The organism is Enterobacter sp. 118C5 (genome assembly GCF_034107645.1).
Lineage (GTDB): Bacteria > Pseudomonadota > Gammaproteobacteria > Enterobacterales > Enterobacteriaceae > Enterobacter > Enterobacter nematophilus.
In genome coordinates this window covers 23,277-36,519 of sequence record NZ_JAWNEU010000015.1, presented here as the reverse complement: position 1 = coordinate 36,519, position 13,243 = coordinate 23,277, and the positions used below count along the sequence as shown (strand labels likewise).

The 13,243-nt window shown below is 52.9% G+C and carries 13 protein-coding genes; 11 read left to right on the top strand and 2 right to left on the bottom strand.

Going from position 1 to position 13,243, the window contains the following annotated elements; translation table 11 throughout:
• The first annotated feature begins 260 nt into the window (after positions 1 to 260).
• The 7 genes from fdhD (at position 261) to UTO39_RS19195 (ending at position 7,179) form a co-directional block, all read left to right on the top strand.
• Positions 261 to 1,097 carry a formate dehydrogenase accessory sulfurtransferase FdhD gene (gene fdhD, locus UTO39_RS19225; protein ID WP_320727829.1) on the top strand — a complete coding sequence of 279 codons (837 nt, stop codon included), beginning with the start codon at positions 261 to 263 and terminating at the stop codon, positions 1,095 to 1,097.
• Between the two features lie 114 nt (positions 1,098 to 1,211).
• Positions 1,212 to 1,424: a DUF1471 domain-containing protein gene (locus UTO39_RS19220; RefSeq protein WP_021242795.1), complete on the top strand. Its 213-nt coding sequence runs from the start codon at positions 1,212 to 1,214 to the stop codon at positions 1,422 to 1,424.
• A 448-nt stretch (positions 1,425 to 1,872) separates the two neighbouring features.
• Entirely contained in the window at positions 1,873 to 2,589 is a 717-nt protein-coding gene (locus UTO39_RS19215; protein WP_320727828.1) for a DUF1120 domain-containing protein, read from the top strand.
• A gap of 87 nt (positions 2,590 to 2,676) precedes the next feature.
• Positions 2,677 to 3,384 (top strand): DUF1120 domain-containing protein, encoded by a 708-nt coding sequence (locus UTO39_RS19210; RefSeq protein ID WP_320727827.1) that lies wholly within the window; start codon positions 2,677 to 2,679, stop codon positions 3,382 to 3,384.
• Between the two features lie 62 nt (positions 3,385 to 3,446).
• Positions 3,447 to 4,130, top strand: coding sequence for a fimbria/pilus chaperone family protein (locus tag UTO39_RS19205; protein ID WP_320727826.1), 684 nt, complete (start codon positions 3,447 to 3,449; stop codon positions 4,128 to 4,130).
• A gap of 32 nt (positions 4,131 to 4,162) precedes the next feature.
• Positions 4,163 to 6,589 (top strand): fimbrial biogenesis usher protein, encoded by a 2,427-nt coding sequence (locus UTO39_RS19200; RefSeq protein ID WP_320727825.1) that lies wholly within the window; start codon positions 4,163 to 4,165, stop codon positions 6,587 to 6,589.
• Positions 6,580 to 7,179 (top strand): hypothetical protein, encoded by a 600-nt coding sequence (locus tag UTO39_RS19195; RefSeq protein ID WP_320727824.1) that lies wholly within the window; start codon positions 6,580 to 6,582, stop codon positions 7,177 to 7,179. Before UTO39_RS19200 ends, UTO39_RS19195 begins: the two co-directional genes overlap by 10 nt.
• A 42-nt stretch (positions 7,180 to 7,221) precedes the next feature.
• On the opposite strand, the gene UTO39_RS19190 is transcribed toward UTO39_RS19195, so the two are convergent.
• Together UTO39_RS19190 and UTO39_RS19185 are read right to left on the bottom strand one after the other, a co-directional pair.
• Entirely contained in the window at positions 7,222 to 7,545 is a 324-nt protein-coding gene (locus UTO39_RS19190; protein ID WP_061096520.1) for an AzlD domain-containing protein, read from the bottom strand.
• On the bottom strand, positions 7,545 to 8,204 hold the full coding sequence (locus tag UTO39_RS19185; RefSeq protein ID WP_253543441.1) for an AzlC family ABC transporter permease: 660 nt from the start codon (positions 8,202 to 8,204) through the stop codon (positions 7,545 to 7,547). Before UTO39_RS19185 ends, UTO39_RS19190 begins: the two co-directional genes overlap by 1 nt.
• 99 nt (positions 8,205 to 8,303) lie before the next feature.
• On the opposite strand from UTO39_RS19185, the gene UTO39_RS19180 reads away from it, so the two are divergent.
• The 4 genes from UTO39_RS19180 to UTO39_RS19165 all read left to right on the top strand — a co-directional run bounded on the left by UTO39_RS19180 (position 8,304) and on the right by UTO39_RS19165 (position 13,242).
• Entirely contained in the window at positions 8,304 to 8,852 is a 549-nt protein-coding gene (locus tag UTO39_RS19180; RefSeq protein ID WP_061096518.1) for a helix-turn-helix domain-containing protein, read from the top strand.
• Between the two features lie 538 nt (positions 8,853 to 9,390).
• Complete coding sequence (locus tag UTO39_RS19175) at positions 9,391 to 9,936, top strand: fimbrial protein (RefSeq protein WP_154643284.1); 546 nt, start codon at positions 9,391 to 9,393, stop codon at positions 9,934 to 9,936.
• A gap of 45 nt (positions 9,937 to 9,981) precedes the next feature.
• Entirely contained in the window at positions 9,982 to 10,707 is a 726-nt protein-coding gene (locus UTO39_RS19170; protein WP_320727823.1) for a molecular chaperone, read from the top strand.
• Between the two features lie 30 nt (positions 10,708 to 10,737).
• Positions 10,738 to 13,242 carry a fimbria/pilus outer membrane usher protein gene (locus UTO39_RS19165; protein WP_320727822.1) on the top strand — a complete coding sequence of 835 codons (2,505 nt, stop codon included), beginning with the start codon at positions 10,738 to 10,740 and terminating at the stop codon, positions 13,240 to 13,242.
• Position 13,243: the final 1 nt, after the last annotated feature.

The window sequence follows — 13,243 nt, the reverse complement described above, 5'->3', positions numbered from 1 at the left end:
ATCAGAATACCACAATGTCGGTATACCTGTTCCAACGGCGTTAATACAAAGTGAACGTATTATCACTGTGTTGATTATAAAGTGTGATACTGATCACACTATTAGCTCTGCATGTTAAAGGGGTGTAGCGGGGGCCGGGTTGCACCTCTTCTTAATGAGTAGGAGAATGAGTGTCGAAAAGTTGATCCATACTATGCGTAAGGCCTGTGGATTATGCTGCAATAGCAGGCTTACTTCCGTGGTTGTTCAGGAATACCGCTGTGTCTAAACAAAACCGTGCTACCCGCTCATCGCCACTGCCTGCGGGCATTGTGGAACTGTCGGTACGCAGACCGCCTAACATTACCCATGCCGCGCCCGATTTTCTGGCGGAAGAAGTGCCCGTTGCCCTCGTTTACAACGGTATTTCGCACGTGGTGATGATGGCTTCACCCAAAGATCTCGAACTGTTCGCCATCGGTTTTTCCCTTTCGGAAGGCATCATTGCGCACCCGCAGGAGATCTACGGCATGGACGTGGTGCAGGCGTGTAACGGTCTTGAAGTGCAAATCGAACTCTCCAGCCGCCGCTTTATGGGGCTGAAAGAGCGCCGCCGCGCGCTGGCCGGGCGCACCGGCTGCGGCGTCTGTGGCGTTGAGCAGCTTAATGATATTGGCAAGCCCGTCGCGCCACTGCCGTTTACCCAGACCTTCAATCTGGCGCATCTCGACCGTGCGCTTGAGCACCTCAACGACGTTCAGCCCATCGGCCAGCTGAGCGGCTGCACGCATGCGGCGGCGTGGGTATTGCCCTCAGGAGATATTGCCGGAGGGCATGAGGACGTAGGCCGCCACGTCGCGCTGGATAAGCTGCTGGGACGCCGGGCGCGTGAAAGTGAAGTCTGGCAGCAGGGCGCTGCGCTTGTATCCAGCCGCGCCAGCTATGAGATGGTGCAGAAGTCCGCCATGTGCGGCGTGGAGATCCTGTTTGCAGTTTCAGCGGCAACCACGCTGGCGGTAGAAGTCGCGGAGCGCTGCAACCTGACGCTGGTGGGTTTCTGCAAGCCGGGCAGGGCGACGATTTATACCCATCCACAGCGGTTAATAGTTAATCAGTAATTTTGAATGATAATAGCAAATCCTTCCGCTTTTAGTTGTTCAGGATGAGGGCTAGTATTTACCTCATCAAGGCACGGTGCCTTACCTAAACAACTTAATGAAAGGGTTTATATTATGAAAAGCATCAAAACTTTTGTCGCTGTAATCGCTCTGGCTGCTTCATTTGGTTCTTTCGCTGCACAGACTGTGACCGCAACCGCGTCCACCATTGATGGCGCAGAAGCGAAAATCGCGGCTCAGGCTCAGGAAGCGGGCGCGTCTTCTTACAAGATTACCCAGGCGTTTTCCGGCAACCGTGTACACATGACCGCTGAACTGAACAAATAAGTTATGCTGCCGCTGTCCCTGCTCTTCGGAGTCGGGACAGGTTTACTTTCTGCTGTTCCTTCCCCGAATCTCCCGCATATCTTCCAGGGTATTCCTGATTAACGAAACAATAACTGTAAAAGTTTCTCCTCTTTAGTTACTTTTGTTTGAAATTAAGCAATTCCATACACATTTCAAATATAAGGTCAGACCAGCCTTCTTCATATATTTATCAAAATAATGCATTGTGTTTTTTTGATGCTATATTACCGGTTTCACATTCAATGCAAATATGATTGATCTTGAGTTTTAAGGAATTCCTCAGGCGTAAATCCTAAAAGAATTTTGAAGCATTGATCGAGTTTATCTGTGATGCTATTTTCCAAAAACAAGCTGTTTTACGTAATAACCCCAGGCCAGATATTAATTATCTGGTTTATTTTGTATTTCACTTATATAAGGAAATTAAATGAACGCGATGTTTAAAAAAGGGATGCTGGCGTCCGTGCTGGCTGTAGCAGCGTCTTCTGCAATGGCGGCATCCAGCATTGATATTCAGGTTACAGGTAAAATTGTTCCGGCTTCCTGTACGCCAGCCTTCGTTAGCGGCGGCGGGATTGCTGATTTCGGCACCATGAAAGCGGCCGATTTAAATGACACCACCGCAACTGCGCTGGCGGATACTAAAATTATCCCTATTTCTATTACCTGCGAATCCCCTACGCGCGTTGGCGTAACGTTTAATGATGCGCACGCTGACTCTGCACCAACGGCTGATACACCTATCGCTTTTGGTGATTATGATTTTGGTATTAGCCCTGATTATACAGCCGGATTGGGCATGTATAACGGTAAGAAGATCGGTGCTTACTCAATGGGTATTCAGAAGGATGCCGGTACTGCGACAAATGATGCGGGTGACAGGCTGTATCCAATTTTTCAGGTTGATGCAAGCATGGCTTCGGCGTGGGGGGATAAATCCGGAATTCATTATTTGCAAATTAAGACTGATAAAAGCGAAACCTACTCCTTTACCAACGTATCAGGCGGCGATGCACCTGTTGCGCAGAAACAATTTAATTTTAATGTTGGCATCATGGCGCAGATCAACCCAACCAACGATCTCAATATTATAGACGAAGCTACGCTGGACGGTTTAACCAACGTTGAGCTGGTTTATCTGTAATTTTAGTTTTCACAAAATCATTTAGTCATAAACCGCAGGTTAAATATTTTCTATGCGGTAGCTATTTCATTTGAATAAGGAAATGAAATGAACGCAATGTTTAAAAAAGGGATGCTGGCATCCGTGCTGGCTGTAGCAGCGTCTTCTGCAATGGCGGCATCCAGCATTGATATTCAGGTTACAGGTAAAATTGTTCCGGCCTCCTGTACGCCAGCCTTTGTTAGCGGTGGCGGTGTTGCTGATTTCGGTACGATGAAAGCGGCTGATTTGAATTCTACAGCGCAAACAAAACTGGCAGACTTGAAAGTAATCCCTATTTCGATTACCTGTGAATCCGCTACGCGTGTAGGTGTTACGTTTAATGATGCCCATGCTGACTCTGCGCCAACTGTTGATGTAACCACGAACTTCGCTGCACCAGATTTACAGCTTGATCCTCCATATACTGCCGGGCTGGGCATGTACAACAGCAAGCCAATCGGCGCCTATTCCATGGGTATTGATAAAAGAACAGGTGCAGCGACTAACGCTGACGGTGATAACCTTTATCCGTTATTTTCATCAGACAATGGTGAAGTCTGGGGTAAAAGAGGTCTTGATTACATCCCTGTTAAAACAGACAAGAGCGAAGTATATGCATTTAGCGATGTACAGGGCGACTTAATGCCTTCTGCACAAACTCAATTTAACTTTAATGTGGCTGTGTCTGCGATCATCAACCCAACTAACGATCTCAATATTATCGACGAAGCTACGCTGGACGGTTTAACCAACGTTGAGCTGGTTTATCTGTAATAGCATCAAATTAAACACTCCACATCCGTGGAGTGTTATTTCAATATTAATGGACTAATATTATGCTGCTTTTAAAAAGAACGCTGATTTGCGCTTGCCTCTTAGCTTCGTTTAATACGCTGGCCGCCGGAATGGTGCCAGAAACGTCGCTGCTGATTGTGAAAGAAGATGAGCAGGGCGCCAGCATGGACGTCAAAAACACGGATGCTGACGCGCAGCTGCTGTATACCAAACTGGTCGACTTGCCAGATGACCCAAAACCCGGCCTGATTGTGACGCAGCCGGTAGTACGCGTGGACGCGGGAAAAACCCAGCGCGTGCGCTTTGTGCTGAAAAACAGCGCCGAACCGCTGAAGGTGGAGCATTTAAAACGCGTTATCTTCACCGCTATTCCGCAGCGCGAAAAAAATAAAGTCAAAGTAACCTTTAGCCAGAACCTCCCCGTGATAATTCGCCCAGCCGGGCTGGCGCTCAATCTGGAGCCCTGGAAGGATCTGACCTGGCAGGTAAATAACGGTAGCGTGATTGTCGAGAATAAAACGCCTTACGTTGTGCGCATGGAGCAAAAAGCAAAATTATTGCCATCAGGTTCCCTTGCTCAGTTCCCTAAACCCTATATATTGCCCGGCGAGAAAATAACGCTCAGCACAAAAGGGAAAATTTCGTCTTCAGATAATAAAATTGAAATATTACCGGCAACGCGTTATGGCTACAAAACGCAGAGTTATGTTGCCGAGCTGAAATAATAGCAAAAAATATAACAACACATGGAGTAGTTATGTTAACGGTTTCCTGTAAAAAGGGAATGCTGGCGTTTTGCCTTTCGGCGCTGGCTTTTAGCATTCGTGCGGAAATAAACCCTACCGCAAACGAGCCGATGGAACTGGCGAGAGCGATATTCGATGCAGACGCATTAAAAAACCAGGGCCTTGATCCTGCGATTGCTGAATACTACTCCATGGCACCGCGTTTTACGCCCGGCTACCATAACGTAACCGTGAATATTAACGGGAATAAGCGAACGCTGATGCCGGTGAAGTTTGATGAGGAAGGTACGCCCTGTATTGATGACGAGTTTCTGGAAAATGCGGGTCTGATTAAAAAAACCAGACGCGGTGATTGCCCAAAAATTCATCAATACTGGTCCGGCTCGACGATTCAGTCTTCCCCGGATATCGAAGAGATATCGATCGTGGTTCCACCGGAAGCGCTGGATCCTGATTTCGGACGCCAGTTCGCGGAAGTTCAGGGTGGCCGTGCGGCAATGCTGAATTATTCCATGTTCGGAACCCATAACCAGTATGACGATGAAAACGCCGACCGTTTCCAGTCCACCTTCGAAATGGGCTTTAACGCCGGGGACTGGATTGTGCGCAGCACGCAGTTCATCAGCGACGGTAGCGATCAGAGCTTTGATGTCGATTCCTCTTATACCTACGCCCAGCGCACCTTTGCCGATTATGGCGTGATGGTGCAGGGCGGCCAGATTAACGTGGCCAGCAGTCGCTTCAGTATTCCGTCTATCTATGGGGTACAGATGATGCCGGATAACGCCCTCCAGCCGCAGGGCGGTACGGGCGTGGAAGTAAGCGGTATCGCCCGCAACCCTCAGGCGCGTGTGGATATCCGCCAGGGCGGACAGTTGATTTACTCGACGCTGGTGCCTGCCGGGCCGTTTAACCTGGATGACGTGCCGCTGGCTAACCTCAACACCGACCTGAACGTGACGGTGACCGAGACCGACGGCAGCGAAAACCGTTTTACCGTGTCGGCGAGTACTTTCCGCAGCAATCACGTGGGCCGCGCACCGGGCTTTACCATGGCGGTAGGCCGTGTTGAAGACGACATGGGTTCGCGCTTCGAAAAGCCGTGGGTGGTGTCTGCCAATAACGGCTGGTCCATCAACAAGCGCGTAAATTTCCTCGCCGGAATGGTGATGGCGGATAACCACTATTACGGTTTCTCCGGCAACCTGGATACCGTCCCGGTGCAGAACCTGTATGCCTTACTCGGTTTTCTGGCATCGATAGATAACCAGTCGCAAACGGACGGCAACAAAACGACGCTCGACCTGGGGTATTCTCTGCCATGGGGGATCGGCATTTCGATGGGCGGCAGCTACGGCACGCCGGATTACCGCGAGATGACGGAGCTGTACGGTGACGACGACGATATATCGCAAACCAAATATGACACCAGCGTGGGTATCAACTGGTCTAACAGCACGCTCGGCCGTTTCTCTCTCAGCTACTACCGCAATGAGAGCTGGAACAGCGAATACGACAGCCGCCGCTTTATTACGTCATGGTCACAGACCTTTAAATACTTCAACGTGAGCGTGAACTGGGAGTCTGACGTCAGCCGTCACGACGACAGCGATAACGACATGCTCTATGTGAACGTGTCGATCCCTCTGGGACGTACGGGCGTAAATACCAGCTCCTGGTATCGTGAGAGTGAAGGGAATAGTTCCTGGGGCACGCGCGCGATGGGATCGCTCAACGATACGAACCAGTATATGGTTGGCGTCTCTCAGGACCATGATCGGAACACCACCAGTTGGGATACTTCGCTGAACAGCAATCTGCGTTACACCAACCTGGCGCTGGCGGCGGGTGGCGATAACGACAGCAACACGAACTATTCTGCGGCCCTGAGCGGCGGGATTGTGGCACACGGCGATGGTGTGACCTTCTCGCCTTACCGCGTGGCGGATACGTATGCCATCGCCAAACTGGATAAACCGGTAGCAGGCATTGAGATTGGTACCGCGCGTGGCCCGGTATGGACGGACAAATGGGGCCAGGCCGTAATCCCTTCTCTGTCACCGTTCCGCGAAAGCACTATTGAGGTCAACACGGAAAGTCTGCCGGGCAACCTCGATGTGCGAAACGGCAGGACAGCGATCAAGGCTTCTCACGGTGCCGTGGCGAAGTGGGAGTTTGCGACGTTAAGCCAGCGCCGCGTGCTGCTGGCTATCAGCCGCCCGGACGGTACGCCGCTACCGGAAGGTGTCTCCATTGTGGACGAAGCGGGTGAGTACGTCACGACGGCACCAGAAGATGGCGTGATCTTCCTTAACGATATCTCCGCCAGCCAGCAGCTCTACGCGAAGCTGGATGAGGGGCGTTGCAGGCTGACGTACACCCTGCCGGAGGCAGAACCAAATAAATTCTACGAAGAGGTGACAGGGAAATGTCTCTAAATAACGTTCATAAGTACTTGATGATGGTCGCCTTGCTTTGCGGGGTATCTGGGATACCGGCAGTCGCGCAGGCCGAGGATGGCGAATGCGAAATGATGTCCGCCGTAAAGACGGTCGACTATGGGCGTTACCGTAAAGAAGATATGCGAAAGGGTTCTGCTGAGCATGTGGGCAAAGTCTATAACGGTTATGCCTCGGTAACGCGGGAACTTCAGGTGTCGGTGATATGCCCGGATGCGCGTAAAATGCGCATCTCCATCAGCGGTGCGGCCCGACAAAATATGGCCTGGCGATATTCAGATAACGGCGCGATGAAGATTGCGTTCAAGGATGGCCGCGTGGACGGGAATACGGTGCAGCTGGCCGCTGTTGATACTGGCGCGGTGGCTGTTCAGGGTGGGGCGTCAGAAGTGACGTTGCCGCCGGAAAAAGCGCTGGCTGCCGTTAACGGAACGGAAGTTGCGGGGGAGCAGTTCACCGCAACGATGATGGTGACGACCTACCTGTCAGATAAAGCCTTTAGCACGACCAACGAGACCGATTTTACCGAGACGCTGACGCTGAGCGTCGACACCCTTTCAGCGCAATAACCTCCGCTGATGCCCGGCAGACCGATTATGCCGGGCATTTATTTAGTGGATCCCCGCTACGCGCAGCAGCGCCGTCACCACCGCCGCCGCAACGATCACCACAATTAACGGCATTTTGCGCCAGGCAAGAAACACCGCAAACGCCACGCCCAGCACGCGCGCCATCCCTGCGAAATGTTCCCCTTCATAAAACGTGGTCGCCAGCGCGACGGAAAACAGCAATACCGTTGCCGCATCCGAAAGCAGCGCCTGAGACCGTTCAGAGAGCGCCAGCCGGTTGCCCAGCTTTGCCCCGCCGAGCCGCATCAGGTAGGTTCCGGCAGAAAGAATGGCGATGCCCAGAATAAAAAACGTCATGTTTCCCATTATTTTTTCCTCGCAGCGAGACCGAGTAACGAGAGCAGCACCGGTAAGCCCACCGGGGCAAACGGTACGGCGGCCAGTGAAAGCGCGGCGCCGCTGCAGGCGCGGATCAGCGTGGTACGGTTTTTAAACGCGGGTACCACTAACGCCAGTAAAATTGCCGGGAATACCGCATCCAGCCCGATGGTTTCCGGGTCCGGCAGCAGTTTGCCGACCATGGCTCCCAGCAGCGCCCCCACCGGCCAGACGATCGCCACGCCTAAGCCGCATAGCCAGTAGGCCGCTTTACGCTGCTCGGGCGTTTTTTGCGACAGGCCAAACACCACGCTTTCGTCGTTCATGATGTGACAGCCGAGATAGCTCAACCCCCGTTTGCCCACCAGTTCACGCACCGTCACGCCAAACGGCACGTGGCGCGCGTTGACCAGCAAACCGGCGGCCGCTGCCGCCAGCGGGTTGCCGCCGCTTGCCACAATGCCGATAAACATAAATTCCGATGCGCCCGCCAGCACGGTGAGGGAGAGGACAAACGGCACCCAGAGCGGGAAACCATAGGCCATCGCCAGTGAGCCGTAGGACATCCCAACCACCCCAACCGCGAGGCAAACCAGGATGATTGCTTTTATCGTGTCGCCTTTCAGGCAAGAGAGGGGATTCTTCATACCATTTTAGCCATATCGAACGTATTTCCATTATAATGAACGCATCAAAAACGTTTTACAAGACGAACGAATCGTTCGTTATAGATAGAGACCGTTCTTATGACGCAGCCAATCAGCGTGATCGCCAAAAGCCTGGTGCGAGAACGCCTGCGAACCGGGCTTTCGCTGGCGGAAATTGCCCGCCGTGCCGGGATCGCCAAATCCACGCTTTCTCAGCTTGAATCCGGCAACGGTAACCCGAGCCTGGAAACGCTGTGGTCACTGTGCGTGGCGCTGGATATTCCTTTTGCCCGCTTGCTGGAGCCGCAGCAGCCGACCACGCAGGTGATCCGCCGTGGTGAAGGCACAAAAGTGGTTGCCGGGCAGGCAAACTATGAAGCCATTTTGCTCGCCGCATGTCCACCGGGCGCACGTCGGGATGTCTATCTTCTGATGACCCAGCCGGGTGCCGATCGTATTTCTCAGCCGCACTCGCCCGGCTCAGTAGAGCATATTATTGTGATGCAGGGGCGGGCCCTGGTCGGCCTGCTTGACGCTGCGGAAGAGCTCGCCGCCGGGGATTACATTTGTTACCCCGCTGACCAGCCGCATATCTTTAAGGCGCTGGAGCCGGATACGCACGCGCTGCTGGTGGCGGAACAAAACTAAGCAGACCCGGACTCATATCGCTTCACGGCAAAGAACCGGAGCGGCCAGCCACGCGTAGTGGTTTTCGGTCGCCCGGCAATGTCGGTGAAAGGTGATTATTTGGTAACCGTTGTTTCGGGCATAATTCCTAAAACCCATTGTGTCTAAACATAATTATTTTTTATTTAAGTTAAGCCATGTAATCACGGCATTTATCAGTAATCTTTATTTTAATAAAAATTAAAATACTTTTAAGAAAACCTAATCATTTAGATAATGTTTCGCTATTTTAACGATATTTTTCCCATTTGTTTGATTTTTAACTTGTTATTTCATGTTGCCTACCTTAAAAGTGTAAAAAGCAATCAATTCATTTGCTAAATCCATTCATTATGTGAATGTGTGTTTTGATTTTTTTAAACCTCGCCAGACAGGAATGTCATTTGTTGTATTTTGCAATAACTTTACATCTAATTTTACAGGATGTATTTTTGCCTTAACTTAGCAATTAAAAATATACCCCTTATATTTCTGTAAGCGGGTATCCCATGGAGAAACAATGATGAAAACTAAATTAATTGCGGCATTTATTTTAACTGTCGGTATGAATGGCGTTGCGTCTGCTGACAATACCGTTCGTTTTATTGGTGAAGTGAGCGATCAGACGTGTACGATCAAAATTAATGGCGCAGACTCTTATCCGGTGGTGCTGTTGCCAACCGTTAATAAAGGTTCGCTGTCTGCCGCTGGCTCCAGCGCGGGAGATACACCCTTTACGGTAACCCTCAGCGGTTGTGATGTCAGCGCAACCTCTGTGCAGAAGGACGCGGCGGCTCGCTTCGTCAGCGGCAATATTGACGGGACTAACCTGTCGAATATTGCGGCCTCCAGCCCGGCAACGAATGTTGCGATTCAGCTTCTGGAGGGTACCACCGCGCTGGACTTCACCAGCGGTGAAGCGAAAACCTCGAAGCAGTCTGTCGGGGGAGATGCGGGTTCGGATACGGTCACTTTCGATATGATTGCGCGTTATTATTCCGCAGCCGGTAATGCGACATCAGGGGCAGTAGAATCCAGCGCACAATTTGCGGTGACCTATTTGTAATTGTATTAAAGCGCCGCCCCGCGCGGCGCTTATTTCATTTAATTCATGGTTAATAATATGACGTACATCAGCAGGACGCTTGTGTGGGTTGTCATTTACTTATTTTTCGCGGTTACTCCTTCAACAGCCAGTGTCATATTAAAGGGAAACAGAATTATTTATTCCGCTGCGGCAAAAGAAAAAGTTGTGGAATTTATGAATAATGGCGATACGCCCATGCTGGTTCAGGTCTGGATGGATGCCAATAATCCTCAATCAACGCCAGAGACCGCCGATGCGCCGTTTATTGCCACGCCGCAAATATTTCGCATGAATGCGAATGCGGGGCAGGCGCTGCGCCTTAAGTATACAGGCCAGCCGCTTCCTGACGATCGCGAGTCTCTGTTCTGGCTTAACTACCTGCAATTTCCTGCCGTCAAAGCGGCGGATACCGAACGCAATCGCCTTTCTGTGGTGATTAAGAGCAGGCTGAAAATTTTTTATCGCCCGGCAGGGTTGAAAGGTGAGGCCAATCAGGCGCCTTCAGCATTAAAGCTGATCCGGCAAGGCCGTTCGCTGAGCCTGACAAACCCGACGCCCTGGCACATTAACGTACGTAACGCTGTGCTGAAGCAGGACGGAAAAACGGTCGGCATCGGGAAGCCGGTCACGCTTCCCCCCTTTGGCTCGACCCGCTGGTCGCTGCCGGAGACGCAGGCGACATCCATGACTCTTTACGCCATTAACGACTACGGTACGGCTGTGGGTCATACCTTTACGCTGCCCCATTGACGTGTTGAGGTTTCTAACCGGGAGAGTGTTATGTTTCGATGTTCCCACCTCGCACCGTTGCTGGCGGTGGCGTGTCTTCGCACTGCCGACGCCTTCGCCAGTGAGGATTACTATTTTGACGCTGCGCTACTGCGCGATACCGGATTAAGTAATAGCGACATACGTCAGCTTAATCAGGACACGCTGGTTAAGCCTGGCGCTTATTTGCTGGACCTGTACGTTAACGGCGTGGCTGTTGCGCGGGATGAAATCCTCTTTAGTGACGACGGGAACCGCATCTCGCCCTGTTTTACCTGGCAGACGCTGAAGAAAACGGGGCTAAAAGCGCTGCCAAAAACAGCGGGGGCATCGTCCTGCTATCGCCCGGACGACGCTGTATTTGATGGGGTAGCGGTGAACCTCGCGATGCCGCAAATGCGCATTGATTTCTCTGTGCCGCGGGCGCTGCTGAATATGCCTCCGCGCGGTAGCGTACCGGAGGAGAGTCTGGAGGCGGGTGAGTCCATGCTGTTTCTGAACTATATGGCTAACCAATACCATGTGAGTCAGAAGCAGGCGGGCAACGAGAGTTCGGATTCCACTTTTCTTAACCTTAACGGCGGCATCAATCTTGGGCTGTGGCGCTACCGCGAACAGTCCTCCCTGAACTATGACACCGATGCAGGCAGCCGCTGGACGACATCCCGCCGTTACCTTCAGCGCGCGCTGCTTCCCCTCAAGAGTGAAATTATGCTGGGTGAGGGTTTTACCGATGGCCGCTTTTTCTCGGGAATGGGCTTCAGCGGTGTACAAATGACCTCTGACAGCCGCATGCGCCCTGACTCCCAGCGCGGCTATGCGCCGGTGGTGCGCGGAATCGCCCGCACAAACGCTAAGGTGACCATCCAGCAGGGCAATACCACGCTTTATGAAACGACCGTGGCGCCAGGGGCGTTTGTTATTGATGACCTGTATCCAACCCACTATGCAGGCGATCTCAACGTTACCGTGCGCGAAGCGGACGGCAGCGAGAGTACATTTACGGTTCCGTTCTCGGCGCTGGCAGAATCATTGCGCGCCGGGCTTTTTGACTATGCCGCCACGGTGGGCCGTGCGCGGGATGTGGGAGATGATGACCTGTTCAGCGAGCTGGTCTGGCGGCAAGGCATCAGCAATGCGCTGACCTTAAACCTGGGCAATCAGCTGGCGGACGGGTACCAGGCATTCATGCTGGGTGGCGTCTACAGTTCGTCGCTGGGTGCCTGGGGTATGGACGGAACGTTCTCCCGCGCTCGCCTGCTTGACGACGATTACCAGACCGGATGGATGTTCCGCCTGAACTACAGCAAATATTTCTCGCAGACTTCCACGTCGGTTGCGCTGGCGGGCTACCGCTACTCCACCCGCGGATTTGCCGAGCTGTACGATGTGTTCGGCGCGCGGGCGGCGCGCCAGAGCAGCGAGGAGTGGCAATCGTCCACATATCAGCAGCGTACGCGGCTGGAATTGTCGGCTAACCAGTCCCTCAACGCGCTGGGGAATCTGGCCATCTCGCTCTCGTCACAGGATTATCGTGATGGTAAAAGCCGCGACAAGCAGATGCAGGCGAGCTGGAACAAAACCTTCGATGGGGGCGTTTCGGTGAACTTTACCGCCGCTCGCACGCGACGCGTCTCACCCGCCAGCGGCAGCCTTTTTGCCGACACCGGCTGGCAGGCTGACACACAAACCCTCTGGTCACTCTCCTTTTCCATACCTCTGGGCCATAACCGCTACTCACCAACGCTGTCGCTAAGCGCCAACCGCGCAGACGATGAAAGCGGCGGTTACCAGTCGACCCTGAGTGGGATGTACGGCGAGCGCGATCCGCTGAGCTATAGCCTGAACTATGCCGACGATGAACACGGCGATCGCGCCGTCTGGGGGGCGACCGTACGCAAAAACTTCCCGTGGGCTAACGGCGGCGCCTCGTGGTCAACTTCCAGTACGTACTGGCAGGCATCGGCCTCCGTTCAAGGGGCGCTGGTGGCGCACCGCGGCGGTATCACGCCCGGTCCTTATCTCGGAGATACGTTTGCGCTGGTTGAGGCGCCAGGCGCAACGGGCGCACAGGTTATGGGCGGCCAGGGAGCACGGGTGAATGCGTTTGGCTACGCGCTGGCACCGGCGCTGGTGCCTTACCAGTTTAATACGGTGGGATTAGACCCTCAGGAGATGAGTGACGATGCTGAACTGCAAACGTCCACGCAGCGTGTTGCTCCCTATGCCGGGGCGATGGTGCGGCTACGCTTCTCGACGTTGCAGGGGCAGGCGATGCTGATTGCTGCTCAACGTCCGAACGGTAGCGCAATTCCGATGGGCGCGGCGGTGTATGACGAATACGACAACAGCGTGGGGATGGTCGGACAGGCTAACCAAATCTATTTTCGTGCGGCCGATGAAAAAGGACGACTGCAGGTCAGATGGGGCGACAGCGTACAGGATCGCTGTCAGATCCAGTGGCAACGACCCACCACGTCGGAGCCGTTATCTGTCTTGAGTCTGCCCTGCCGCTAAC